Annotated in this window: 26 protein-coding genes; 10 read left to right on the top strand and 16 right to left on the bottom strand. The window is 59.6% G+C overall.

The features are described 5' to 3' along the window. Positions 1-20 precede the first annotated feature (20 nt). Positions 21-2,399, top strand: coding sequence for a phenylalanine--tRNA ligase subunit beta (gene pheT / locus BM341_RS00760; protein WP_089791938.1), 2,379 nt, complete (start codon positions 21-23; stop codon positions 2,397-2,399). After that, the gene (gene ihfA, locus BM341_RS00755; RefSeq protein ID WP_342713845.1) at positions 2,320-2,775 is read left to right on the top strand and encodes an integration host factor subunit alpha; all 456 of its coding nucleotides are present in this window, start codon (positions 2,320-2,322) and stop codon (positions 2,773-2,775) included. Before pheT ends, ihfA begins: the two co-directional genes overlap by 80 nt. Positions 2,776-2,867: 92 nt before the next feature. Here ihfA and BM341_RS00750 read toward each other — a convergent pair whose 3' ends face one another. Beyond that, a complete protein-coding gene (locus BM341_RS00750; protein WP_089791934.1) occupies positions 2,868-3,077 on the bottom strand; it encodes a DUF2788 domain-containing protein in 210 nt (69 codons plus the stop codon). Positions 3,078-3,278: 201 nt separating this feature from the next. Here BM341_RS00750 and BM341_RS00745 point away from each other — a divergent pair, with 201 nt between their 5' ends. Next, positions 3,279-3,743, top strand: coding sequence for a flavodoxin (locus BM341_RS00745; RefSeq protein ID WP_089791932.1), 465 nt, complete (start codon positions 3,279-3,281; stop codon positions 3,741-3,743). Then, positions 3,743-4,111, top strand: coding sequence for a hypothetical protein (locus BM341_RS00740; RefSeq protein ID WP_089791930.1), 369 nt, complete (start codon positions 3,743-3,745; stop codon positions 4,109-4,111). Before BM341_RS00745 ends, BM341_RS00740 begins: the two co-directional genes overlap by 1 nt. A 36-nt stretch (positions 4,112-4,147) precedes the next feature. Here the strand turns inward: BM341_RS00740 and ppnN are convergent, their stop codons facing one another. From ppnN to gcvH, 4 genes are all read right to left on the bottom strand, one after another. Further along, positions 4,148-5,509, bottom strand: coding sequence for a nucleotide 5'-monophosphate nucleosidase PpnN (ppnN, locus tag BM341_RS00735; RefSeq protein ID WP_089791929.1), 1,362 nt, complete (start codon positions 5,507-5,509; stop codon positions 4,148-4,150). Between the two features lie 190 nt (positions 5,510-5,699). Then, on the bottom strand, positions 5,700-6,140 hold the full coding sequence (locus BM341_RS00730) for a DUF4383 domain-containing protein (protein ID WP_089791927.1): 441 nt from the start codon (positions 6,138-6,140) through the stop codon (positions 5,700-5,702). Between the two features lie 231 nt (positions 6,141-6,371). Continuing rightward, positions 6,372-9,266 (bottom strand): aminomethyl-transferring glycine dehydrogenase, encoded by a 2,895-nt coding sequence (gene gcvP / locus BM341_RS00725; protein WP_089791925.1) that lies wholly within the window; start codon positions 9,264-9,266, stop codon positions 6,372-6,374. A 93-nt stretch (positions 9,267-9,359) separates the two neighbouring features. Beyond that, positions 9,360-9,752, bottom strand: a complete 393-nt coding sequence (gene gcvH / locus BM341_RS00720) for a glycine cleavage system protein GcvH (protein WP_089791923.1) — start codon at positions 9,750-9,752, stop codon at positions 9,360-9,362. Positions 9,753-10,339: 587 nt separating this feature from the next. Here gcvH and BM341_RS00715 point away from each other — a divergent pair. Next, positions 10,340-11,746, top strand: a complete 1,407-nt coding sequence (locus tag BM341_RS00715; RefSeq protein ID WP_089791921.1) for an alanine/glycine:cation symporter family protein — start codon at positions 10,340-10,342, stop codon at positions 11,744-11,746. Positions 11,747-11,825: 79 nt separating this feature from the next. Beyond that, entirely contained in the window at positions 11,826-12,935 is a 1,110-nt protein-coding gene (gcvT, locus tag BM341_RS00710) for a glycine cleavage system aminomethyltransferase GcvT (RefSeq protein WP_089791919.1), read from the top strand. Positions 12,936-13,064: 129 nt separating this feature from the next. Here gcvT and BM341_RS00705 read toward each other — a convergent pair whose 3' ends face one another. The 6 genes from BM341_RS00705 to BM341_RS00680 all read right to left on the bottom strand — a co-directional run bounded on the left by BM341_RS00705 (position 13,065) and on the right by BM341_RS00680 (position 18,282). Continuing rightward, positions 13,065-13,670, bottom strand: coding sequence for an alpha-ketoglutarate-dependent dioxygenase AlkB family protein (locus BM341_RS00705; RefSeq protein WP_089791917.1), 606 nt, complete (start codon positions 13,668-13,670; stop codon positions 13,065-13,067). Between the two features lie 39 nt (positions 13,671-13,709). Further along, on the bottom strand, positions 13,710-14,252 hold the full coding sequence (locus BM341_RS00700) for a phosphatase PAP2 family protein (RefSeq protein WP_089791915.1): 543 nt from the start codon (positions 14,250-14,252) through the stop codon (positions 13,710-13,712). Continuing rightward, the gene (locus tag BM341_RS00695; protein ID WP_089791913.1) at positions 14,224-15,384 is read right to left on the bottom strand and encodes a glycosyltransferase family 4 protein; all 1,161 of its coding nucleotides are present in this window, start codon (positions 15,382-15,384) and stop codon (positions 14,224-14,226) included. The genes BM341_RS00700 and BM341_RS00695 overlap by 29 nt, the downstream gene beginning before the upstream one ends. Positions 15,385-15,505: 121 nt before the next feature. Further along, on the bottom strand, positions 15,506-16,342 hold the full coding sequence (locus tag BM341_RS00690; protein ID WP_245784108.1) for a LysM peptidoglycan-binding domain-containing protein: 837 nt from the start codon (positions 16,340-16,342) through the stop codon (positions 15,506-15,508). An 89-nt stretch (positions 16,343-16,431) separates the two neighbouring features. After that, entirely contained in the window at positions 16,432-17,304 is an 873-nt protein-coding gene (locus BM341_RS00685) for an acetyltransferase (RefSeq protein WP_089791909.1), read from the bottom strand. Positions 17,305-17,376: 72 nt separating this feature from the next. Then, entirely contained in the window at positions 17,377-18,282 is a 906-nt protein-coding gene (locus tag BM341_RS00680; protein ID WP_089791906.1) for a LysR substrate-binding domain-containing protein, read from the bottom strand. Between the two features lie 160 nt (positions 18,283-18,442). Here BM341_RS00680 and BM341_RS00675 point away from each other — a divergent pair, with 160 nt between their 5' ends. Both BM341_RS00675 and BM341_RS00670 read left to right on the top strand, forming a co-directional pair. Continuing rightward, positions 18,443-19,144, top strand: coding sequence for a CoA transferase subunit A (locus tag BM341_RS00675; protein ID WP_089791904.1), 702 nt, complete (start codon positions 18,443-18,445; stop codon positions 19,142-19,144). Between the two features lie 82 nt (positions 19,145-19,226). Next, positions 19,227-19,889: a CoA transferase subunit B gene (locus tag BM341_RS00670; RefSeq protein WP_089791902.1), complete on the top strand. Its 663-nt coding sequence runs from the start codon at positions 19,227-19,229 to the stop codon at positions 19,887-19,889. Positions 19,890-20,097: 208 nt separating this feature from the next. Here BM341_RS00670 and BM341_RS00665 read toward each other — a convergent pair whose 3' ends face one another. From BM341_RS00665 to BM341_RS00655, 3 genes are all read right to left on the bottom strand, one after another. Then, positions 20,098-20,868: a VOC family protein gene (locus tag BM341_RS00665; protein WP_089791900.1), complete on the bottom strand. Its 771-nt coding sequence runs from the start codon at positions 20,866-20,868 to the stop codon at positions 20,098-20,100. A 189-nt stretch (positions 20,869-21,057) separates the two neighbouring features. Beyond that, complete coding sequence (locus tag BM341_RS00660) at positions 21,058-21,333, bottom strand: GrxA family glutaredoxin (RefSeq protein WP_089791898.1); 276 nt, start codon at positions 21,331-21,333, stop codon at positions 21,058-21,060. Between the two features lie 185 nt (positions 21,334-21,518). Beyond that, the gene (locus BM341_RS00655) at positions 21,519-22,343 is read right to left on the bottom strand and encodes an inositol monophosphatase family protein (RefSeq protein WP_175507760.1); all 825 of its coding nucleotides are present in this window, start codon (positions 22,341-22,343) and stop codon (positions 21,519-21,521) included. A 110-nt stretch (positions 22,344-22,453) separates the two neighbouring features. On the opposite strand from BM341_RS00655, the gene hybE reads away from it, so the two are divergent. Together hybE and BM341_RS00645 are read left to right on the top strand one after the other, a co-directional pair. Continuing rightward, positions 22,454-22,870, top strand: coding sequence for a [NiFe]-hydrogenase assembly chaperone HybE (hybE, locus tag BM341_RS00650; RefSeq protein WP_175507759.1), 417 nt, complete (start codon positions 22,454-22,456; stop codon positions 22,868-22,870). Between the two features lie 108 nt (positions 22,871-22,978). Beyond that, the gene (locus tag BM341_RS00645; RefSeq protein WP_089791892.1) at positions 22,979-23,749 is read left to right on the top strand and encodes a 3-hydroxybutyrate dehydrogenase; all 771 of its coding nucleotides are present in this window, start codon (positions 22,979-22,981) and stop codon (positions 23,747-23,749) included. A 12-nt stretch (positions 23,750-23,761) separates the two neighbouring features. On the opposite strand, the gene BM341_RS00640 is transcribed toward BM341_RS00645, so the two are convergent. Continuing rightward, complete coding sequence (locus BM341_RS00640; RefSeq protein ID WP_089791890.1) at positions 23,762-24,301, bottom strand: response regulator transcription factor; 540 nt, start codon at positions 24,299-24,301, stop codon at positions 23,762-23,764. Between the two features lie 35 nt (positions 24,302-24,336). Then, complete coding sequence (locus BM341_RS00635; protein ID WP_089791888.1) at positions 24,337-25,611, bottom strand: ATP-binding protein; 1,275 nt, start codon at positions 25,609-25,611, stop codon at positions 24,337-24,339. Positions 25,612-25,837: the final 226 nt, after the last annotated feature.

Here is a 25,837-nt window from a genome sequence, read left to right as displayed (position 1 = left end):
AGCAGAACACAGGATTTGCCATGAAATTTTCCGAACAGTGGCTGCGTGACTGGATTTCGCCGCCGCTCTCCACTCAGGCCCTGGCCGATCAGCTCACCATGGCGGGTCTGGAGGTCGATGCGATCGCGCCGGTGGCGGCAGCTTTCGACGGCGTGGTGGTGGCCGAGGTCGTTGGCAAGGAACCGCACCCGGACGCCGATAAGCTCAATGTCTGCCGGGTAGACGACGGTAGCGGCGAGCCGGTGCAAGTGGTATGCGGCGCGCCCAATGTAGCCGTGGGCCAGAAAGTGCCCTTTGCCCAAGTCGGTGCTTTGCTGCCTGGAGATTTCACGATCAAGAAGGCCAAGCTGCGCGGCGTCGAGTCGCGCGGGATGGTTTGTTCGGCCTCGGAACTGGGGCTCGAGGAGGAAACCTCCGCAGGCATCCTCGAGCTTCCAGTCAGCGCCCCGGTTGGCGAGAGTTTTCGAGACTTCATGGGCCTTGACGACCACACCATTGACGTGGATCTCACGCCTAATCGAGGCGACTGTCTGAGTCTCAAGGGCCTGGCTCGCGAGGTCGGTGTTCTCAACCGGCTACCGGTCGCGGGGCCTGATATCGCCCCGGTGCCCAGTACCCACGACCTCGATTTTCCAGTCAGGGTCGAAGTCGGAGAGCGCTGTCCGCGTTATATCGGGCGACTGATCAAGGGCGTCGATGTTACTGCCGAAACGCCGCTCTGGATGGTGGAAAGGCTCCGGCGTAGCGGGGTTCGTAGCATTGATCCCGTAGTCGATATCACCAACTACGTCATGCTCGAAATTGGCCAACCCCTGCATGCTTTCGACCTGGCCAATCTCCACGGAGCAGTGATCGTTCGACTTGCTCGCGAGGGCGAGAGGCTGGTGTTGCTCGATGGTCAGGATATTTCCCTCGACGCTGACACGCTGGTCATTGCCGACGAGCGGGGGCCGTTGGCGATCGCCGGTGTCATGGGAGGAGAGCACTCGGGCGTTGGTGGTCAGACACGCGATATTTTCCTCGAGGCTGCCTTTTTTGCCCCCCTGGCAATTGCCGGCCAAGCGCGTCGCTACGGCCTGCACACCGATGCCTCGCATCGTTTCGAGCGCGGTGTCGATGCTGACCTCGCCCGCGATGCCGCGGAGCGAGCCACGGCGCTATTGCTTGCCATTACCGGCGGCGAGCCCGGCCCCCTGGTAGTGGTCGAAGATAATGATCACTTGCCCGCGGCGCGTTCGACCACACTGCGTGAGACGCGCCTCACGCAGGCGCTGGGCATGCCCTTGGCGGTTGACGAGGTTACCGAGATACTGCAGCGCCTGGGCATGACCGTGGACAAGCGCGCGGGAGAATGGGTGGTTCGGGTCCCCAGCTGGCGTTTCGATGTCGCCATCGAGGAGGATCTGATCGAGGAAGTGGCACGTATCCATGGCTACAATCGCTTGCCGGTACGTCGTCCTGCTGCTCGCCTGGCCTTGCGGGCGGATAACGAGGCCAAGGTGCCGCTTACTCGTCTGCGTCGCCAGATGGTTGCTCGCGGCTATCAGGAAGCGATTACCTATAGCTTCGTGGCGCCGGAACTACAGCGCGCCATGTTCCCCGAGGCGGTATCGCCCGTGTTGGCCAACCCCATTTCCAGTGATCTTTCGGTGATGCGCGCGAGTCTCTTTCCCGGCCTGGTGCGGGCCATGCAGCATAACCTGAATCGCCAGCAGACCCGGGTGCGGCTCTTCGAGACGGGCCTCACCTTCCGCGGACCGCTGGATGATTTGCACCAGGTTCCGATGCTGGGAGCGCTGGCCTGCGGGTCGCGCGACCCCGAGGGCTGGAACGGCGATAACCGCCAGGCCGATTTCTTCGACATCAAGGGCGATCTGGAAAGCTTGTTGTCGCTCGGAGAGGTTGATGCCTGGCGCTTCGAGCCGGCTGCACATCCAGCGCTGCATCCGGGTCAGTGTGCGAGGATACTGCATCGGGGTGAGGAAGCGGGCTGGATCGGGACATTGCATCCGGCGGTTCGTGCCTCTCTGGGCCTCAAGGTAGATGCGCTGCTTTTTGAGGTCCGGCTCGACGCCTTGACGCAGGGCCGGGTGCCGACCTTTACGCCACTGTCGCGTCATCCTGAAGTGCGTCGCGACCTGGCCTTTCTTGTCGGCGCGGATCTTCCGGTGCAGGCGCTGCTCGATACCATCGCGAGCCAGGCCGGCGAATGGCTGTCCGAGGCTCGGCTGTTCGATGTCTATCGAGGGCAGGGAGTACCGGAAGGGCGCAAGAGCGTTGCCTTGGGCTTGACCTGGCAGCATCCTTCGCGCACGCTGAATGACGAGGAAATCAATCAGTTGGTCGATGCCATCGTCACCGAATCTCGTCAGCATCTGGGTGCTGAGCTGCGTGGATAACGTCGAATCGGATCATTTCGACAGCAGTGAGAGTGTCGGCCGGCGGGGCAGACCCCACCATGAGGAAGTGAACATGGGTGCGTTGACCAAGGCGGAACTGGCCGAACATCTGCACGCCGAACTTGGCCTCTCCAAGCGTGAGGCCAAGTCCATGGTGGAGGCCTTCTTCGAGGAGATTCGCGCTTGTTTGCGCGAGAATGAGCAAGTCAAGTTATCGGGATTCGGTAACTTTGATCTTCGCGACAAGCGTGAAAGGCCGGGGCGCAACCCCAAGACTGGCGAGGAAATCCCCATTTCGGCGCGGCGCGTGGTGACTTTCCGGCCCGGCCAGAAGCTCAAGAGCCAAGTTGAAAATTATCAGGGCGAGGCTCAGTGACAGGACCTTACGCTACGTCATCTTGACGACAAGCTTCTAATAGATCGCAACGCCACCCATGAGGTGGTGTTTTTCTCGGTAGGACGCCCCCCTCAGACGCCGCCGCCGTTCTCGAGCATCCAAGTGATGACCACCTTGAGAATGTAGCCGAGCATGCCGGCACCCAGCACAACGAACAGCATGATGGTGCCGAATTTGCCGGCATTGGACTTGCGCGCTAAGTCCCAGATGATGAAACACATGAAGAGCATCAGACCGCCGATCATGATCGGGGTAATCCAGGCCTCGAAGGTTTGCTGCATGGTGGCTCCACTGAAGGGATTCATCAAAGGTATTATACGGGGGCGGCAAGACCAGCGCAGTGCGTCGCGCCGCGACCCGTTGTCTCATCCCGTGTCGCTCTCTTTTACCTTTCTCTTTCTCATTACATCCCCGCCCTCGGGATGTGCCAGGAAGGCCGTGCATGTTAAAATCCGAGTTAAATTCTCAGGTAAATCCATGACATGCCAATGCTGAAAATTTTTGTAGGAACCGTGTACGGTGGCGCGCTGGATGTCGCTGAGCAAGTCAAGCCGCTCTTTGAAGAAGCCGGTTACCAAGTATCGATCTTTGACCAACCGACCCTTGATGACCTGGTTGGTTCTCCCACTGACCTGGCGCTCTTCTGTACCTCCACCACCGGCAGCGGTGATTATCCCGGTAGCCTTGTACCGTTGACTAATGCTCTTGATGAGACCTCTCCGCCGCTGACTGGGCTTCGTTACGGCTTGATCGCCATGGGTGACAGTTCCTACGGCGAAACCTTCTGCGGGGCGGGGCGCCACCTCGATGAGCTGCTCGCCGGACTCGGTGCACAACGCTTGGGCGAGCGGCTGGAGATCGATGCCATGGAGACCTTCATGGCCGACGACGCAGCCCTGCCTTGGGTGGAAGAGTGGATCGAAACTCAGCAGTTGAAGGTGGCCTGATGGAAGCCCGGCCCACTCCCGAGCGTGTGAGTCTGTTGCTGGGCCTGGGGATATTGATGCTGTCGATTCTTCCTCGCTACTTAGCTGGAGGGCATCAAACCCGCTTGACCCTGATCGTGATCTCTCTCTCGGTAGTGGGAGTGGTGGCGTTAGTTCAGTGGTGGCTGCTGTCTGTCGATGATAAGAGGTTCTTGCCCAGGCTATTGGCTCGCTTGGCCATCGCCATGATTACCGGACTCGTCGTGATGGGGCTCTGGCATTTGCTGTTCAGCGACTGGACGAGTTGGCAGCGTTTGATTTCTCATGGAGCCACGCTCGGGCTACTGCTCCATGCGCTGACCCTGGGATGGCAAATCGGGAGAGAATGATCCTGCCCTCCCGGTAAAACGCCTCCTTCCAGAGTCTCAGGCCAGACGGTAGCAGGGCGAATACTCCCCCGAGAGCTTCATACGACCCTGGGCCACGAAGGAATTCAGCAGCGCGTCCAGGCGAGCCATCAGTTCAGCCTCGGCATGCAAGGTAAACGGGCCATACGCCGCGATGGCCCGCATGCCGTCCTCCTTGACGTTGCCTGCCACGATCCCGGAAAACGCCCGGCGTAGGTTGGCGGCCAAACGATGTACCGGCAGGTCGCGACGAAGAGCCAGAGAAGCCATCGCTTCGTGAGTTGCTGCAAAGGGCTCCTGAAAGTCCCGGTCGACAGTCAGCCGCCAATTGTAATAAAAGGCATCCTGACGCGCCCGCCGGTAATCGGTCACTGCATCGACTCCCTTGCGCATGGTTCTAGCTACGTCCGTCGGGTCGGCGATGATGATGCGATAGTGGCGCCTCACCGCTTCACCCAGTGTGTAGACCAGAAACTCGTCAATGCGCCGAAAATAATCGGCGGAATTGGCCGGGCCGGTGAAAATTACCGGCAATTCCATATCAGCATTATCGGGGTGCAACAGGATGCCGAGCAGGTAAAGGATCTCCTCGGCGGTACCCACGCCGCCTGGGAAAACGATGATGCCGTGGCCTAGCCGAACAAAAGCCTCCAAGCGCTTCTCGATGTCCGGCATCACCACCAGTTCGTTAACGATGGGGTTGGGCGCCTCGGCAGCAATGATGCCGGGCTCCGATACTCCGAGATAACGACCCTGATGGCGCCGCTGCTTGGCATGCGCCACGTTGGCGCCTTTCATGGGCCCCTTCATGGCCCCCGGGCCGCAGCCTGTGCAGATATCCAGTTCGCGCAGACCCAGATGATAGCCCACGTCCTTGGTGTACTCGTACTCTTCCCGGTTGATGGAGTGACCGCCCCAACAAACCACCAGACTTGGGTCTCGACCGGGCTTCAGGGTGCCGGCCTTGCGCAGGATGTGGAATACCGCATTGGTCGTGCCTTCGCCCGTGCTCAGGTCGAAGCGTTGGTGGCTCTGGATCTCGTTGTAGACATAAACGATATCGCGCAGCACCGCCGAGAGGTGCTCGCGAATGCCGCGGATCATGCGGCCATCAACAAAGGCTTCGGCCGGCGCGTTGGTCAGCTTGAGCCGCACGCCTCGATCCTGCTGGATGACCTCGATATCGAAGTCGTGATAGGCCTCCATCAAGGCCAGGCTATCGTCGGTGGGGGTACCGCAATTGAGGACGGCCAGGGCGCAGCGCCGGAGCAGTTCGTGCAACCCGGAGCGGGAGGTGTCGTGCAGGCGACTGACCTCATGCTGCGAAAGGATCTCCAGGCTGCCTTCCGGCGAGATAGTCGTTGAAATAGTCTCGGGCATCGGGGGTAGGGTTCTCGCTGCGGAGTGATGTCTTGATGCTAACATGGCCCGTCATACTGACGCAGGCTGTCACACGTTAGAAAATACGGCCCGCCTAAGCGGGCCGAAGTGATTTACAGTGATTATATTTGCCTAATGTTTTCTCGTAGCCGGCGATTCATGCAAGCTGCCCTGCCGTCTGCGGAGATAGTCAGCGAGTGTAGGAGACATCCGCTTTCTTGCGGCTGGGAGGACCGAAGCCGAAATACCCTGCCGCAATGGCATTCAGCGCATGCAGCCAGATGTCGTGGCCATACAGAGGAGCCAGCCCGAACAGGGTATTGGTGGCGGGGATCAGGCCCAGAATGGCCAGGACGGCGAATAGCACGGCATTGGCGCGGGCATACGTCACCGAGGCATTGAATCCTTGCTTGGAGGCCACAATGCCCCACACACCGACAGCCAAGTGCACCAGGTTATGCCAGAGGTTGACGGGAAACAGCCCGAGGAGTCGGCCATGCGACATCTCGGCTGCCATTTCATCTGTCATACCCGCCTGCATCTCTGGCATGGTAACCAAGCCAGGCACGAAACCCAGGATGCCGACGAGGGTATAAATGATACCGAAGATAAGTGCGAATCTTACGACCATGTGACCTCCTGTCACGACGATAATCCTTTGATGTAAGGGAGCCATCAGTAGCCTTGATACTTCAGGCCCCACGCTTGCTAGTGTAGCCCTAAAATCCGCGTTGTCGCGGGGGCGAGTCCGCTTTCGCCATGCTACCAAGGAGCTCAATAACAATAGAGGCGTAACAGCCCCGCAAAAAAGCCCTCGACACGAGGCGTCGAGGGCTTGGTCTGGCGAGGTCAACTGCCTGAATTAATCGCGGTATTCATCGATGCTGGGGCAGGAGCAGATCAGCTGACGGTCACCGAGCACGTTGTCCACGCGGTTGACGGCCGGCCATTGCTTGGCGGCCTTGACCGCTTCGGACGGGAAGGCCCCCAGTTCTCTTGAGTAGGGCCGGGTCCAGTCGGCATCCATCAGGTCGGCCATGGTATGTGGCGCATGGACCAGTGGGTTGTCGTTGGCTGGCCAGTCGCCGTTCTCGACTCGGGTGATCTCATCACGAATACCGATCATGGCATCGCAGAAGCGATCGATCTCGTAGCGCGATTCTGATTCTGTCGGTTCGATCATCAGCGTGCCAGGAACCGGGAACGACATGGTCGGCGCATGAAAACCGTAATCCATCAGGCGCTTGGCGATATCTTCCTCGCTGATACCGGAAGATACCTTCAACGGGCGAATGTCGATGATGCATTCGTGGGCCACGGTGCCGTTGTCTCCCTTGTAAAGTACCGGGTAATACTCTTCGAGACGCTTGGCGATGTAATTGGCATTGAGGATGGCGAGCTCCGTGGCCCGTCGGAGTCCGGTTGCCCCCATCATCTTGATGTAGGCCCATGAGATCGGCAGGATCGATGCTGAGCCGTAGGCTGCGGCGGAGACGGCCCCGCAGCCAGGCTCAACGCCTTCTATCGGCGTGACAACGTGGTTGGATACGTAAGGGGCCAGGTGCGCCCTGACGCCGATCGGACCCATGCCGGGGCCGCCGCCGCCATGAGGGATGCAGAAGGTCTTGTGTAGATTGAGGTGGCTGACATCGCCGCCGAAATCCCCGGGGCGGGTGAGACCCACTTGGGCATTCATGTTGGCACCGTCGATATACACCTGGCCGCCGTGCGCATGCACGATATCGCAGGCTTCGCGCACGCCGGCTTCAAAGACCCCATGTGTGGAGGGGTAGGTAAGCATGATCGCCGAAAGGGAGTCGCTGTGCTGTTCAGCCTTGCGACGAAGATCCTCGGCGTCGATATTGCCATCGGCGTCGCACTCCACCACCACGACCTTCATATGGGCCATGGCGGCTGAGGCCGGATTCGTGCCGTGTGCGGAGCTTGGGATTAGACAGATATCACGATGTCCCTCGCCCACGGCTGCCTGATAACGGCGAATCGCCACCAGGCCTGCATACTCGCCCTGGGCTCCGGAATTGGGTTGCATCGAGACATGATCATAGCCGGTGAGCTCGACCAGGAAGGCGGCCAGCTCGTCGATCATCTGACGGTACCCGGCGACTTGGTCGCGAGGCGCGAAGGGATGCATGCGGGCGAATTCCGGCCAGGTGATGGGGATCATCTCGCTGGTAGCGTTGAGCTTCATGGTGCAGGAGCCCAACGGAATCATGGCGTGGACCAATGATAGGTCCTTGTTTTCCAGCCGCTTGAGATAGCGCAGCATTTCGGTCTCGCTGCGATAGCGGTGAAAGGTCGGATGCTCGAGAAATGTCGATTCACGACGACAAGCGGCTGGGATCCCACTCGTTGCCTTGGCCACGACCTTCTCGTCCAGGACGCTCACCGACTGGCCATGCTCATCGCCCAGCAGTACATCGAAAAGTACATCCAGATCGTGGGCGGTGGTGGTCTCGTCAATGCTCAAGCCGACGTCGCCATTGTCGAAGTAGCGAAGGTTGATCTCGTGGGCCATCGAGCGTCCATGGATCTTGCCGGCGTCGACGCCGGTTAGTCGCAGGGTATCGAACCAGCTGTCGTGGGCCAGGCGTACCCCTTTCTCGGTAAGTCCCGTCGCAAGGATGGTGGTCAATCGATGGATGCGATGCGCGATAGTGCGCAGTCCCTCTGCGCCATGATAGACGGCATAGAAGCCGGCGATATTGGCCAGCAGCGCCTGGGCGGTACAGATGTTGGAAGTGGCCTTCTCGCGACGAATGTGCTGCTCACGAGTCTGCATCGCCATACGCAGGGCAGTGGTACCACGGCTATCCTGCGACACGCCGATAATGCGGCCCGGGATCGAACGCTTGAGTTTGTCGGTAGTGGCAAAAAAGGCCGCGTGGGGACCGCCGTAGCCCATGGGGACGCCGAAACGCTGGGAGTTGCCGACGACGATGTCAGCACCGAGCGAGCCCGGCTCCTTGAGGAGTACCAGGCTCATGATATCGGCGGCCACGCAGGTCATGATCCCCTGTTGGCGGGCGCTTTCCAGCAGCGGTCCCAGGTTTCGTACCTGACCGCTCTGGCCGGGATACTGGAGAAGGGCGCCGAACACGTCAGCATCTGCCAGTTCGTCTGCCGGGGCAACAAGCAATTCGAAGCCGAACCAGGCTGCTCGCGTGCGCACCACGTCCAGTGTCTGAGGCAGGACGTCATCGGCGACGAAGAAGGTATCGCTTTTCGACTTCTTGTTGGCCCGCTTGCACAGCGCCATCGCTTCGGCAGCGGCAGTGGCCTCGTCGAGCAGCGAGGCGTTGGCCAGTTCCATCCCGGTGAGGTCCATGACCATTTGCTGAAAATTAAGCAGCCCCTCTAGGCGGCCTTGGGCGATCTCCGGTTGGTAAGGTGTGTAAGCGGTGTACCAGCCCGGGTTTTCCAGGACGTTGCGCTGGATGACCGGGGGTAAATGGGTATCGTGATAGCCTTGACCGATGTAGCTCCTGAACACCCGGTTCTGTCGAGCGATACGCATGAGGTAGTCAAGTGCCTCGGCCTCGGTACGCGGTGGATCGAGGTCGAGTTCGCGACCCAGGCGAATATCTGCCGGTACCGTCCGATCGATAAGGGTATCCATACTGTCCATGTCTAGACTGGCCAGCATGGCGGCTACGTCGTCGGCGCCGGGGCCGTTATGGCGTTGGATAAAGGCATCATGAGCGGCCAATTCGGCCAGGCGGCGGTTATCGAGAGCCATGCAACACCCTGTTCAGTGTGGCGGGGTCAGAGCCCCGGGTCATGGAAAACCGCCCCGGTCAGCGGCTCGGGGCGGCGGATAGCTAAAACTGGATCAATCCTCGGCGTCGGTAGCCGCCTGGTAAGCGTCGGCATCGAGCAGGGCGTCGAGTGCACTGACGTCCTCGAGTCGTACCTTCATGAGCCAACCGTCTTCATAGGGGGATTCGTTGAGGGTTTCGGGGGCGTCCTCGAGTACTTCGTTGACCTCGAGAATCTCGCCAGCCACCGGTGCGTAGAGGTCGGAAGCCGCTTTGACAGATTCTATCACCCCGAACTCTTGCTTGTGCTCCAGCTGCGTGCCGACCTCTGGCAACTCAACAAACACCACATCGCCCAGGGCCTGCTGGGCATGATCCGTGATGCCGATCGTAACGGTGCCGTCACCGTTGTCCAGAATCCATTCATGTGTCTCGGCATAACGCAGATTGGTAGGAATCGTGCTCATCTCGGTTTCCTATACGAAAAAGGTTTATAGAATATCCGAATGCTAACGTCATTGACGACGTTTGGCGAGTCTGACCTTGGCCTCTCGGAGGCATGCGGGCCACTAGAGAGCCACCCCTCAGGGTGACCCGGACACGACTCGGCGTCCAGCCATCGAAGCCATTCACTTTCCACTGATGGAAAACCTGGGCCCTTGTGTGGATTTTATTCCTATTCTGCAAGGTGGGTGGCATCGCGGCATTGCTGTGAACCATGTGCCGTTAACGCTTCCTTGGCAGGGCGACAGCGTGGGGAAATTAATACCCTGTACGCTGCATAGGGTTCGGGCAGCGCTTGTTTCCGATACGAAAAATGTTTCATGCTGAATTGGCGTCGATCTCGGTCCGTGAAAAATGACGTCGTTTCGTTCCGCCTGCCTGGTCTCGGACAGACATGTTCCGCTAAGGTATCCGGGAACTGATTGAACTTCCTGTCATGAATGGACGTTCGGACAACAGGATCATCTGTTGAGTCTTGTCAGGCTAGGAGGCAAGGCCCAGCGTCTAATGAAAATTCAAGTGAAAAGTACAAACGAAAAGGGAGGCGCTCGTGGAAACCTTGAACAATATCTTTGGGGCCATTAATGGCGTGGTCTGGGGGCCGTTGATGCTTATCCTGCTGTTGGGGGTAGGGCTTTATCTCCAGCTCGGGCTGAAATTCCTGCCGATTCGCAAGCTCGGTATGGGATTCAGGCTGATGTGGCAGGGGCGGGATCGCAAGCCTCGGCCAGGTGAAACGGCCAAGGTCTTGGATGAAGGGGAAATTTCCCCTTTCAATGCCTTGATGACCGCATTGTCGGCGACCATCGGCACTGGCAACATCGCCGGTGTGGCGACAGCCATTGCCTTGGGTGGCCCGGGAGCGGTGTTCTGGATGTGGATCACGGCCTTGGTGGGCATGGCTACCAAGTTTGCCGAAGCGGTTTTGGCGGTGCGCTATCGAGAAACCGACAGCACGGGCTATCACGTCGGTGGTCCGATGTTCTACATCAAGAATGGCCTGGGCAAGAAGTGGCTATGGCTGGGCGGTGCCTTCGCGTTCTTCGGCGCCGTGGCTGCGTTCGGCATCGGTAATACGGTTCAGTCGAATTCCGTGGCGGATGCGCTGAGTTCCACCTTCGGCTTTCCCCACTGGATTACCGGCGTGGTGATCATGGTACTGGCTGGTGCCGTGATTCTCGGCGGCATCAAGCGTATCGCCAAGGTGGCGGGCAAGCTGGTGCCGATCATGGGCATTCTCTACGTGTTCGCCGGCCTGATCGTGCTGGTCATCAACGCCGGTCAGATCGGCGAGGCTTTCAGTATGATTTTCTACTACGCCTTCAACCCCCATGCGGCCATGGGTGGTTTCGCGGGGGCGGCAGTAATGGCGGCGATTCGCTTCGGTGTAGCGCGCGGTATCTTCTCCAACGAGGCCGGCCTGGGCAGTGCGCCCATCGCCCACGCCGCGGCACAGACCAAGAACCCGGTCCGGCAGGGTTTGATCGCCATGCTGGGAACCTTCATCGACACCATCATCGTCTGCTCCATTACTGCCCTGGTCATCCTGACCGCAGGGGTCTGGGAAACCGGCGAGGCCGGGGCATCTCTGACCGCGCTCTCCTTCGACGAGGCGCTGCCAGGGATGGGTAACCAGATCGTATCGCTGGCGCTTGCGGTGTTCGCCTTCACCACTATCCTGGGCTGGTCCTTCTACGGCGAAAAATGCTTCCAGTTCCTCTTCGGCACTCGTTCGATCATGCTCTATCGTGTGTTGTTCGTTCTGGCGATTCCGCTTGGTGCCATGGCGCAGCTGGGTTTCATCTGGCTGATGGCCGATACCTTCAACGCCATGATGGCCATTCCCAACCTGATCGCGCTGGGGCTGCTGTCGCCGGTAGTGTTCAAGCTGGCTCGAGACTATTTCGACGGCAAGGAGATCCTGCCAGGCGAAGAACTCGATCACGACAAATCCTGACTGGTATGCCCGAGGAGAGGTGTCCGATCGGCATCTCTCCTGCATCGGGAAACCGTTTTCCATCATGAGTGATGACAACATGAGCCAATTGAAACAAACCCCACTGCAAGCGCTGCATGTAGAACTCGGCGGCAAGATGGTGCCCTTTGCCGGCTACGAAATGCCAGTCCAGTACCCACTGGGCGTGAAGAAGGAGCATGAGCATACCCGAGCAGCCTGCGGCCTGTTCGATGTGTCGCATATGGGCCAGATACTGGTGAAAGGACCGCATCCGGCTGAGGCGCTCGAGACGCTCGTGCCGTCCGATCTGGTCGGATTGGCCAACGGCATGCAGCGCTATGGCCTGTTCACCAGCGAAGAAGGGGGCATTCTTGATGATTTGATGATCGTCAATGCCGGTGAATATCTCTATCTGGTGGTCAACGCCGCCTGCAAGGACCAGGATGTTGCCCACTTGCGGCGAGGGCTTGGCGAGCATGAGGTAGAGGTGCTCGATCGTGGGCTGATGGCCTTGCAAGGACCCGCGGCGGCAACCGTGATGCAGCGGTGCTGCCCGGAGGCCTGTGATCTGGTATTCATGCAACATGGCCGTTACTCGATCGGTGGTATCGAGGTGTGGATCAGCCGCAGTGGCTACACCGGCGAAGACGGCTTCGAGATATCCGTTGCCGCCGAAAACGCCGAGGCCCTGGCGCGTCGATTGCTGGCCGAGCAGGAAGTGGAAGCTATCGGGCTGGGTGCTCGGGATTCCTTGCGGCTGGAGGCTGGCCTTTGTCTGTATGGGCACGATATCGATGCTCATACCACACCGGTGGAGGCGGGACTGATCTGGGCGATCGGCAAACCACGCCGCCGCGGTGGTGAGCGCCCCGGTGGCTTTCCGGGTGCCGACATCATCCTGCACCAAGTGGCAGAGAAGGATCACCATCGCAAGCGCGTGGGACTGCTCGGTGAGGGCCGTGCGCCGGTGCGCGAGGGCGCCGAGCTGTACACCGAAGATGACAAGTCTATCGGGGTGGTGACCTCGGGTGGGTTCGGACCCAGCATCGGTAAGCCAGTGGCCATGGGCTATGTGGGTATCGAGCAATCCCAGGTGGGCACGCAAGTGTTTGCCGACGTGCGAGGCAAGCGTTTGCCCATGATCGTCAGCAAAATGCCCTTTTTCACGCCGGGTTACCACCGTGGCTGAGGCTACACAAGAATTTTCTTGGTTTATTTATACCGTTATCTAGCTGAGTCCAATCACAAGGCTGCTTTAAGTGAGGAGTAGCCTTTTCTTTTGAAGTGACTTTTTCCGCTCAGTCATAGCGGAACATCGTCAGCAATGAATCAAGCGAAATGTCAGGCTGATGCGCAGCCCAGACAGCTTGCGAGGCAAAAGCGCATGCTGGAGTCGAGCTTGAACACCAGCACCCATTACCAGCAAGCTGTCATGGGGCAGCCAGACATTGAAAGCGGCATTTCCCTTATGTTTCCAGCGAAACCGCAAGGGACGTTCACATCCAAGACTGACGGCGGCGATCAAGGGGTCCGGACCGAGTTCGGGCTCATCATCGCTGTGCCACCCCATGCGCTCCTGGCCAGTCGCATAGCGGTTGAGCAGGACACTATTGAAGTCGGCGTCGATGCCCGCGCGACCGAGCCGTTCAATCACCGCATTACGGATGTCCATGACAACAGGATGCCAGTTCTCGGGCGAGAAGTGCTGCCCTGAGTAGCGGTAGCGGGCGTCGGCGTCTCCCATCCACACCTGGCGCCGCGGGATGGGATGTTCGCGCCCGTAGAGGCGCAAGCGTGGCTGCTGCCAGTCGAGCGTTTCATTCAGGCACGCTAAAGCCGAACCGGCTGCCGGTTCCCCGAGCAGCACGTCGTGTCGGTAAAGCGAAGGCAAAGCCAGGATAAGATGAGAGTCGGGACATGGCATGGCCTCAGCATGCCATGGGCCGGACGGCCGGGACAGCGTCTAACCGGCCAATTGCAGGCTCGCCCACGCAAAAGCCGTGCCTATCAAGGCGCCAGCAGCGACGTCCGAAAGATAGTGCAATCCCAGGCCGACTCGGGAGATGGCAATCAATAGCGACAGTGGCAACAACAGGACCAACAGCCAAGGGCTGTGACTGGCGGTGAGCAGGCAGAACATCACCGCATGCATGGTGTGGCCGCTGGGGAAGCTGTAGCGGTCGCGTGCGGGTTCGGTGCAGACGATGGAACCGTCGAAGGTGATGAAGGGGCGCTCACGGCACAGGCGTGTCTTGAGCAGCCGATACACGCCAATAGCGATTAATGCCGTGACGCTGTACTGGAGCAGGTAAACCCACCCAAGAGCCCCGTGCAGCAAGGGTTGCAGCGCGATCAATACGACCCATGCCGGCCAGTCTCCCAGCTTGCTGGCGAGCCTGAGGGCGGCAAGCCAGGGGCGGTGAATGCTCAAGCCGGCCATGCGATGACAGAGTTGCCATTCGAGCAGGTCGAGACGGTCAAACATGATAGGGGCTCGTGGTTTCATGTCGGCTCTCCCGGGCAAATTCGAGGGTGGCGAGGAAATCATCGGTGATGGCCGACCAACGGTAGGACAGGGCGCGGGTCCTTGCGGCTCGCCCCAACCGGGCATAGCGGGCCGGCTCGAGACACAGCTGCGCCGCCGCCTCGCGAAATCCCTCCGCATCGTCGGTTGCCAGACTAACGCCGTTGACGTCGTTGTCGATCAGCTCATCCCCGGCCGCATGCCGATACGCCACCACCGCGAGGCCGCTGGCCATGGCTTCCAGCACGACATTCCCCCAGGTTTCCGAAAGCGAGGGAAAGACGAAGATATCCGCGCTGGCGTAATGACGGGTCAGGCTTTGGGGATTGATAAAGCCGGTGAAGTGTGCCTCGGGCAGCGCTTTTTGAAGTGCCTGCCGGCCCGGGCCGTCACCGACGATGATCAGCCTCAGGTCCGGCCGTGCAGCGAGCATGGTTTGAAAGGTTTCGCGCAACTGGTCGAGGTTCTTTTCGGGGGCGAGTCGACCTACGTGCAACGCCACCGGCTCATGGGCGCCGACACCCCACCGCTGGCGCAGTGCAGGGTCGCGCTTTTCAGGAGAAAAACACTCCCCGTCGATGCCGCGAGCCATGACACGAAGATGGTCGATTCCCTGGTCGCTGAGGCTGTTGGCCTGCTGGTGGGTGGGCACCAGAGTGGCCGCACAGCGATTGTGAAAGGTGCGCAGTCGCTGTCTGACCAGCGGAGTCAACCAGGTGAGGCCATAATCGGCACAATAGTGATCGAAGTTGGTGTGCCAGCCCCCGACGACCGGGATGGACAAGCGGTGCGCAGCGCGCTGCGCGGACCATCCCAGCGGGCCCTGGGTCGCGAGGTAGATAACATCGGGTCGTTGCTCGCGCCAGAGACGGGAAATGGCGCGCGTGCCGGGCATGCCGAAGCGCACTTCGCGATATCTCGGGGCCGATATGCCACGCACCTGGAGCTCGGCTTGCATGCCATCGGCGCGAGCATGGCTGCCATCGGCAGGCCTTGGTCGGATCAGCTGTAACGCGTGGCCGCGGTTGCGCAGCTCATTACTGATCTGCTTCAGGGTATGGGCCACGCCGTTGATATCGGGTGACCATGTCTCACTGACCAGCGCGATGCGCATGAAATGCCTCGTCCTGTTGCAGGCCCTGGCGGGGCCACGTCAAGGACGAGAATGGTGCTAAAGGATGACAACCCGGCGACATGCCGATGAAAAGTCCATGACCTCAACCGGGAATGCTGACTTATCGCAGGACTTGATGTGGGTCGATGGGCTTGCCTCCATGTCGCAAGTCGAAGAGCAGGTCAAAGCGTTCGTAGGCGTTGCTGTAACCAACCTCGCACACCTCGTCACCGCGGCTGACCCGATCGCCGTTGGCGACGAGGGGCTCCTCGCACAGGGCATAGACACTCTGGATGTTGTCGGCGTGATGGACGATCACCACCTCGCCGAGCTGTCGCATGCTGTCGGCAAAGCGCACGTCGCCATCGGCCACCGACGTCGCGCGGGCGCCGCGTTCCGTCGCCAGCAGCATCGGCTGTAGCGTGCCTCGGCTGTCGTTGCCGAAGCGTCTGACGATGCGGTAATCCTGCAAGGGCCAGGGCCATCGACGGGCCGAAGCTGGCAAGTTTCCCGGATCGGGCAAGCTGGCCTGTCGGGTCGATGCACTGGCAGGGCTGGTCTTGGTAACTCTTGTCTTGGTATCGCTGGCCTTCCCACCGCCGGTGTTGACCTGGTTTGTGGCCCCTGAGCCACCCTTGAGAGGCACCGCGATAATCTGGCCGACCTTGAGCGCAGTGGCCGATATGCTGGAATTGGCCGCCTGCACGTGAGACGCGCGCGTATTGAAGCGTCTGGCGATACTGGTATAGGTATCACCGGGGCGGATCTGATAACGATAGGGGCCGTTTGCTGGCGCACGCTCGTTATGGGTCGGCATCAACAGGCGTTGACCGACCGCGAGCCTTCGCGAGTCAACGCCAGGATTGAACCGTTGCAGGCGCTCGAGCGGGACGCCACCACGACGCGCCAACTCCCCAAGGGTGTCGCCACGCTGCACGCTGATCCAGCTACCTGCCATGGTCGTGCCATCGCGCTGTGTTGCCCTGTCGGCACTAGAGGCGCAGCCAGCCAGCAGCATAAGCATGAGTACCAGAGTTGTTGCGCGAGCTATCGGGAGTGTGAAAGGACGTCGTCCTTTTCCTGCCACAGGGCATTCAGCCATGAATGGAAGCGTTCCTTGGTCAGCGGGTCATCATGATAATTGCCATGAGTCATCCAGGCGGGGATGTCCAGTCGTCTCGCATGCAGCGTCACACCACCTTCGCGCCCACAGAGGAAGCCCCAGAAGCTTGGCTGGGGGTTTTCGTAGCGCAGGGTGACGTCGAGGATGCCATCCAGGCGGTCTCCCAACAGATTCAGCACCTGAGCAATACCGCCAGCGCGTGGACGCAACAGGTGGGTGTATGGCGACGCCTGGGTGGCCTGCTTGGACGGCGTGAAGCGAGTACCTTCGACGAAGTTGTAGATGGCAATCGGTCGCTCCCTGGCATGGCGGCACATACGCTCGGTGGCGTCACGATCCCGTCTTGCCAGCTGGGGATTGCGGTCACGTTCTTCACGCGTCAGGCGACGTAACATCGGAAACTCCATGGCCCAGAAGGCCAGGCCAACGACAGGGATCCAGATCAACTGGCGCTTGACGAAGAAGTGCGGCATGGGAATGCGGCGGTGCAGGGCAAAAAACAATAGGAAGATGTCGGTCCAGCTACGATGGTTCGATAACACGAGCCACCACTGGTCACGGCTCAGCCCCTCGGGCAACTCGATATCGAGAGTCGGCTTCAGCCAACGGCGCATCCACCACAGGTTGGTGCCGATCCAGTTGAGAGCAACCCGGTTGAGGCCCTCCAGGACCCGCCGGCGTAGCGGGCGGCTCGGTGTGATCACCTTGAGGAGTGTCAGCAGGATCAATGGCACCCCCCAGAAAAGCGTGCTGAGGGCCAGCAGCAAGGCGCTGGCGATCCCCTTGAGCAACGACATGCCAGGACTCCTCGGCAGGATGCGAAAGCGCTCATGCTAAAGGATCACACCCGGGGTGCCCAGACGCGGCTATCAACGTCGCGATTCGAGCATGGGGGTATCGATCGTCTCGGCAAGTACTTCTTGCAGTGCCAAGGCTGCGACCGAGAGCTCGTGAGTGCCGTAGGTAAGCACGCCGACGGCGCGTTCGATGACCGGCTGGGTAAGCGGTAGGCAGACCGCACCAAGTTCCTGCATCTGACGGATACACAGTGAGGGTACTGCACTGACCCCCAAGCCGCTTGCAACCATCCGGCCGACGGTGGCCAGTTGGTGACTTTCGAAGGCGATCGGCAGATGAATATTCCCTTCACCGAGCTGCTGGTCAAGCAGTCGGCGTACCATGGAAGGGCGCTGAAGGGCGATGAAATCATGGGTCAGCAGCGTCGACCACTCAAGCCGGGAATGGCTGGCAAGCATCGAGCTTGACGGTACCACGGCGACGAAGCGATCGATGAACAGCGGGGTGAAGTTAAGACTGCCGGTGGCCTCGGGTTCGAAAGCGATGCCGAGTTCCACCTGACGCTTGCGCACCATGTCGATGACCTGCTCATTGATTACATCATGGACCGTGATATTGACCCTGGGATATCGGCGCCGAAAGGCCATCAGCACTGGCGGCAGCAGGTTGCTGGCGAAGGAGGGCATAGTGGCGACCGAGAGACGACCAAGCTGCAGCGTGAAGCGCTGGCGCAGCATCTCTTCGGTGTTGTCCCAGTCGGCCAACAGACGCTTGGCCAGCGGGACAAGGGATTCGCCTTCGGGAGTCAGGCGCACGCTGCGGGTGCTGCGGATCAACAGGCGGCCCCCCAGGCTTTCCTCCAGGCCCTTGATGGCCAGGCTGAGAGCGGGCTGCGAGAGGTGCAGCACCTCGCAGGCTTGGGTGAAGCTCAGGGTCTGGGCCACGGCAAGAAAGGCACGCAGCTGTTTGACGGTCATGGCATGCTACCAAGGTGTAATTTATTTGGAGAAATAATTAATCGATAAAAAAAACAAACTTAACAAATATATCCTGACGAACAACACTGGTCAGACAACGCCATATTGATTGGCGACGACTACGCTGAATACTCATGTCACAACAACACGAGGCGCCACTATGGCCGGATTCGATAAGCGAGTGTACTCCTATGAAGACGCGATGGACGGTATCGAGAGCGGCATGACCGTGATCGCCGGCGGCTTCGGGCTCTGCGGTATCCCCGAGAACCTGATTGCCGAGATCAAGCGCCGCCGCGTCAAGGATCTGACAGTCTATTCCAACAACTGTGGCGTCGACGGCTTCGGCCTGGGCCTGCTGTTGGAAGATCGCCAGATCAGCCGAATCTTCGCCTCCTATGTCGGTGAGAACGCCTTGTTCGAACGGCAGATGCTCAATGATGAGATCGAGGTGGTACTGACTCCCCAGGGCACGTTGGCCGAGAAAATGCGCGCAGGGGGTGCCGGCATACCGGCCTTCTATACGGCCACCGGCTATGGCACGCCCATCGGTGAGGGCAAGGAGGTTCGCGAGTTCAACGGACGTCACTATATTCTAGAAGAATCCGTGGTCGGCGACTTCGCCATCGTCAAGGGCTGGAAGGCCGACCGTTACGGTAACGTGGTGTATCGCGACACAGCCCAGAATTTCAACCCGATGGCCGCGACTGCCGGCAGGATCACCGTGGTGGAAGTCGAAGAGATCGTCGAGCCCGGCGAACTCAAGCCCGACCAGATCCATACTCCGGGTATTTACGTCGATCGCATCATTCAGGGCACCTTCGAGAAACGTATCGAGAAGCGCACCGTGCATCAGGGGTGATCCCCAGAGCAGGATGTACCGGCCCAGTTCGCCGGGACTTGGCAAGCGACCGCTTCTCTGACCGAACACAAGAGGCAACAAGATGGCACTCACCCGTGAGCAAATGGCGCAGCGTGTAGCGCGTGAACTCGAAGATGGCTTCTACGTCAACCTCGGGATCGGCATCCCGACCCTGGTAGCCAACTACATTCCCGGTGGCATCGACGTGATGCTGCAGTCCGAGAACGGCCTGCTGGGTATGGGGCGTTATCCCACTGAGGATGAACTTGACCCCGACATGATCAACGCCGGCAAGGAGACGGTCACCGCCCGTCCAGGCGCCGCGATCTTCTCCTCGGCCGAATCCTTCGCGATGATCCGCGGCGGTCACGTCGACCTGACCGTGCTGGGCGCGTTTGAAGTCGACCAGAACGGCAACATTGCCTCCTGGATGATCCCTGGCAAGTTGATCAAGGGCATGGGCGGGGCCATGGACCTTGTCGCTGGCGCCGAGAACATCATCTGTACCATGACGCATGCCTCCAAGCATGGCGAATCCAAGCTTCTGGAGTCCTGTAGCCTGCCGCTGACTGGCGCGGGCTGCATCAACCGGGTGCTGACCGATCTCGCTTACCTGGAAATCGAGAACGGCACATTCATCCTCAAGGAGCGCGCGCCGGGCATCAGCGTCGAGGAGATTATCGAGAAGACCGCCGGCAAGCTGATCGTTCCCGATCATGTGCCGGAGATGACTTTCGACGTCTGATCGATCGTTTGGCTGAATAACGCATGACGGCCCGGATAAGATTTATTCGGGCCGTCATGCGTTTCGAAGGGTGGTCGACCTATCGATGATGAAAAACTGACCAGTCTCGCTCAAGCCGGTCGTTTCGGTGCTTGTCACCGCTTGCGCTTGTCTCTTGCACAGCGTTATCCACAGATTCTGTGGATGAGAGGATTTCGTGGTGCTGCTGTCAGGACATTTCACAACGAGTATGGTGTGGCAGCAACAGCTCCGAGGTGCGCTCCTGGTTGGCACTGACCTGTTTTTGCACCAAGGCCAGGCCGCCCAGTTCGATGCGATGCTCATCGCCCTGCGCAAATGCCATGCGTCGAGAGCGTGTCGGGTAGAAACGAAAATCGAGAAGAGGAGATACAGGAAACACTCCTTGATGGCGGTTGCTGTGGCCATTGAGCCCTGCCTGATTCATCTTCTGATCCAGTATCTCGATATCAGAGCCCAACTGCGCGCAGTCAAAGCCGACGTGATGCAGGCGTGGCCCCATGACCGCCAGCCAGCCGGCCAGGGGGTTGGCAAGATACAACGTTTGGTAAGTCGACCAGTCAGGCATTGGCCAGGGGCGACCATGACACAGCAGGTTCTCGACGCGTTGTGCCGTCGGCGCGGCGTGTGTTGATACTAATGTCTTGAGTGTGTCGCGAGGATGACGCGACAGGGTGCCGAGTTGTAATTCGGTCAGCAACAGCCAGGCGCCATTATCAGGAGGTGCGAGCAAGGATACCAGCAGGCCTCGGTCGGCCATGGCATGGCGATGCACACGGCGGTAGCCAAGAAGTGCCAGCATCGGCAATAGACTGTCCATGGCATATTCGCCATGATTCAGGGTAAGCAGCGCCAGGTACTCTATCGGCGCATCGACCGGCCAGAGTCTCAGCCCACCAATATCGGGGTGCTGATGGATGTAGTCCAGCCATAGCTGCTGGATGAACTCTTCCCGCTGCATCGTGGCATATCCCTCTGTCGTGATGCTCTGGCTCTCGCCGTAACGCTTCGGACAAAAGTATAGGCAGAGGAAGCATGGGAGCATTCAACGAGGAGATGACGCTTTCACAGACAAGGAAACTTGCCGTCGCCGCTGTCGGGCGACAACGGCACGGGCATCAGCAACACGTGACGAAGGAAGAGGGCTAGCTCAGCGTGCGCTGGCTAACGCCTGGAGGTTGTGATCGCGCACATAGCGGTCGAACTCGGTAAATCCTCCGATATGCGTCTCATCGATGAGAATCTGCGGCACGGTATGCACCGGCTTACCGATGGTCTTGCCCAGATCGGCCTTGGTAATGCCTTCGGCATGGATATCAACATAGCGAAAACCGTCGATGGCGCTGGCCGCTTCGAGGGTTTTCGCCAGCTGTACAGCGCGTACACAAAAAGAACAGCCGGGACGGCCGAAAATGACCACGAACATGCAAGATCTCCTGGCGCCGAGGTGGCGCACTTCAAGGTTGAAAAGGAAAGGTCAAGAAATATTGACGCTTATTATGGCGAGAAGTGAAGCTTGCGGCCAATAGCAGTCGACTAGCCTGTCCATAACATCACGCTATTTCGCAAAGCTTGTGTCCGGCTTGATGAGCTATTCCGCTTAGGTGACGCCTAGCCGAAAGTCGCGTCGCCGTCATCGGCGAGGCGCAATAACTCGCCGAGTTCGTCATAGATCGCCGGGCTTGCAACCAGTAGGTTCTCACCGAACAGATCTTCGGGAATTCCCGCTGGGCAAGGGTAGAGATGCCCGGTACGGGCGCCCGCTTCACGGGCGACCAACCAGCCGGCGGCGAAGTCCCAGGGCGAGACGCTCTCGTAATAGGCATCGAGGCGACCACAAGCGACATCACACAGGTCCAATGCCGCCGACCCGTTGCGTCGCACATCCTGGCAACGAATGAGCACGGCGGCGAACCGTCGCATCAGGGGTGGACGGCTGTCGCGGCGATAGGGAAAGCCGGTGGCAACCAGGCAACGCTCTAGCGCCTCGCTAGCACTGGCCTGAATAGGAGTGTCATTGCACCACGCGCCCTTCGAGGCGATGGCGGTGAAGGTCTCGCCGAGAAATGGCGCGTGCACCACGCCGATACGAACCTGACCATCGAGCAACCAGGCGATGGAGACCGCGACATGGACCAGGCCATGGGCGAAGTTGACGGTGCCGTCGATCGGGTCGATGACCCAGAGCGGACCTTGCCGTCCCAGGGCATCTTGATCGGGTGCCAGCTCCTCGCTGAGGCGCGCTTCGTCGCCGAAATGGTCCTGCAAGCGTTCACTGATCAGCGTGTCTACCGCCACGTCGACATCGGTGACCAGTTCGCGTCCCTGGTCCTTGTAGCGGTGCGCGAAGCTCTGTTCCTGACGAGCCTTGACGATCATGCGGCCCGCCTCTTCAGCGATATTCACGGTGATTTTCAGGCGCTCGGCAGGGGTCATGGGCTTCAACTCATCGGCAGCGGGAGGGTTGCCTTATGCTAGCAGCTCGCGACAGTGCTGCCGAACGCCTCCCGGGATGGGTATCATGGAGGCAACCAAGGGAGGAAACGATGCAGGCCTTGAGTCCCGAACAATATGGCCGGCTACGCCAGCTTGCCGATGCCTGGACACGCCATCACTTCAAAGCGGCCAAGCAAGAGCCGCATTTCAACCCACGACTCGGCGTCGATGCCTTGTGTTTTCAGCCGTTAGGCGACGAGCTGTTGGGGGCGCTTATCACGCCACTATCATTGTCGCTGGCGATGCTGTCCCAGGATCCTGAGGCTTTGCCACCGGACGTTGGGGCGACACGTCGAGTCGCGCTGCCTTCGGGAGATTATTGGTTTGCTGCCGAACGTCTCGAACCAGGTCTCGGATTCTGGCGCTGCCAGGTGCTTGATGATCTCTCGGATGTCGAGTCGCTGCAGCAGGCCAGTCGCCTGGCCCAACAGCTCATGGAGCGCGTCATGACGTCCGATGATGGCTGACTGGTGCCATCCTGGCCGCATCCGTATGCTGAAGGCATGGCAAGCGCTTGCCGACGTTTGATCTGAATACACATCCTTACCCTAAAATGCAAAGTTAAGGAGAGATACATGACATCGAGTGCAGCCACTCCCCGCGTTGCCCTGGTGACCGGCACCAGCAGTGGTATTGGCGAGGCCGTGGTCCGCCACTTCCGGGAATTGGGCCATCAGGTCCTGGCAGTGGATTTCAATCCAGATGGCAAGGCGCTTGCAGAATCGATGGGGGCGGCTTTCTTTCAGGCGGACCTGACCGATGGTGAGGCCTGTAAGGCAGCGGCGGCCGATGCCATCAAGCGCTTCGGCCGAGTTGACATTCTGGTCAATAACGCCGGCATCCAGCACGTCGCTCCCATCGAGTCGTTTCCCGAGACGCAGTGGCGACGGATTATCGATCTGATGCTCACCGCTCCCTTCCTGCTGAGCCAGGCGGTCTGGCCTTCGATGCGCGAAAACGGCTGGGGGCGCATTATCAATATCGCTTCGGTTCACGCTCAAGTGGCTTCGCCCGGCAAGTCGGCCTATATCAGTGCCAAGCATGGCATGATCGGTCTGACCAAGACGGCGGCGCTGGAGGGTGGTGCTCAGGGCATTACTGCCAATGCGATCTGTCCTGCATATGTGAAAACCCCGCTGGTCGATAATCAGATCGCTGATCAGGCCAGGATGCACGGCATGCAGGAGCAGGAAGTGATTGAGCAGATCATGCTCAAGAACGCAGCCATCAAGCGCCTGATCGAGCCTTCCGAAGTTGCCGAACTGGTTGCCTACATGGCGTCGGATGCGGCCGGTGCGGTGACCGGATCCAGCTGGAATATTGACCTGGGCTGGACAGCCCAGTAATTGCGTTAATCCTCAGCGTCGTACCGGCCGCTTTTGCAGCTTGCGCTGCAGGGTACGCCGGTGCATCCCCAGGGCGCGGGCGGTCGCCGAGATATTGCCGTCGTGCTCCTGTAGCACCTTCTGAATGTGTTCCCAGGTGATACGATTGATCGACGGCGGGTTATCCGCCACCTCAGTGTCAGGGTCGCCCTGCTGTCTCTCGAGGGCGACCAGAATCTCGTCGGCATCGGCCGGCTTGCATAGATAGTTTACCGCGCCCAGCTTGATCGCCTCCACCGCCGTGGCAATGCTGGAATAGCCGGTGAGCACGACCACTCGGCAGTGCGGCACTAGTTCCAATAACTCAGGTAACAGTTTCAAGCCGGATTCATTTTCAAGCTTGAGATCCAATGTAGCTATTTCTGGCAGGTGACGTCGGGCCAGAGTCAGTGCCTCGCTGGCATTGCGCGCCACCAGCACTTCAAACCCGCGCCGGCTCATGGCCCGATCAAGCACGTGGCAGAACATCTCATCATCGTCGATGATCAGCAGGCGTTGAGTGCTCTCTCGCATGGCGTCCTCGCAGGGATGTTAACGATCATTCGTCGTCAGGCAGCAGGCTTACTGCGTGGCAAGGTTACCTCGGTCAAGGTCCCGCCTTCAGGATGATTGTACAGGCTGACACCACCGCCAAAGCGGTTGATGGTGGCATGTGTCAGGAAGAGTCCCATTCCCAGGCCCTTGCTCTTGGTGGAGATAAAGGTTTCGCCTAGCTGATCGGCGATGGACATGGCCACACCGGGGCCGTGGTCACGGATATCGATGATCACATCCTTAGCCGTCCAATCCAGATGAATGTGTATATCGTCCGGATTGGCATCGGCAGCGTTGTTCAGCAGGTTAGTCAGTGCCTGATCAAGGGTGGCATCGATTGCCAGCCAGGGTCGACCACGGCGATCGGCAACATCAAGGTGATAGCTGACATCGGGCCGCAGCACCAGCCAGCGCTGAACCACTCCAGTCAGCCATAGATCGGCGTCGAGAATCTCGGGTTTGGCCATGCGTCGTTGGTCGGCGTTTTCCACAAGATGACGCAATCGCGACTTGCAGGTATCCACCTGATCGCGCAGCACCGCTAGGTCCTTCTCGAGGACAGGATTGCCTCGTGCCTCCTCACGCATCTCGCTGAGTAGCACTGCCATGGTCGACAGCGGTGTCCCAAGCTCGTGAGCCGTACCGGCCGCTTGGGTAGCCACGGCCAGCACCTGCTCGTTGCGCAATGCTGCCTCGCGAGTGCGCGACAGCGCTTGATCGCGGCTGCGCAAGGCGTGGGCCATCTTGAAGATGAAAAACGTCACAAGTCCCGCCGAAAGGCCAAAATTCAGCCACATGCCCAACACATGCAAGTTAAGGGGGCCGCCGCTGGCAGGGCCTTGGCTTAGCTGAGGTACCGGTTGAAAGTGAAACAAGAGGATGGTGTAGGCCAGCATTGCTGCCCCGGCGACGGTCCAGGCATGACGCCAGGGCAGGGTAGCAGCGGCAATGGTGACCGGCACGAGATAGTAGGTGATGAACGGATTGGTGGAGCCGCCGGTAAAGTAGAACAGCAGGGACAGCCCAGCGACATCGGCCATCAAGTGGATCAGATACTCACCATGCGTGACTGCACGTGGGCGGCCGAGACGCCACCAGGTGGTGATATTGATCAACGCCATGCTCACGATCACTGTGATGACCATGGTCACGTCGAGCTCGAAACTCAGCACTTCGATACCGATGATGATGCCGGCAAGAAAACCGGTCCAGGTGATGCCGCGTACGAAGGTCAGGCGCACTAGGTTCCGGCTGGGCGTGGAAAGCGGCAGGGGCAGGGCGGCGAGCATGGTCACTCCAAGGGGGCACGAACCCCAGATGATACCCGATCTCACGCGTCTCACCGATAAAGCCAGTGCCTGAACGCCTGGAGATCACTACCCTTTTCAGGACAGGTGTAAAAATCACGGCACACATGGTTTATCTTGCTCGAGGCATAATGCGTCGAGCGAGCCAGTGTTAATGTTTGAGAAACATTGTTTGCTGGGTGTTGTCAGAGAAGCATCACTTGGTTTA

Origin of the sequence: Halomonas korlensis, assembly GCF_900116705.1 — a bacterium.
In the GTDB taxonomy this organism is placed as follows: Bacteria; Pseudomonadota; Gammaproteobacteria; order Pseudomonadales; family Halomonadaceae; genus Halomonas; species Halomonas korlensis.
This window is presented reverse-complemented; position numbering and strand designations above follow the sequence as displayed.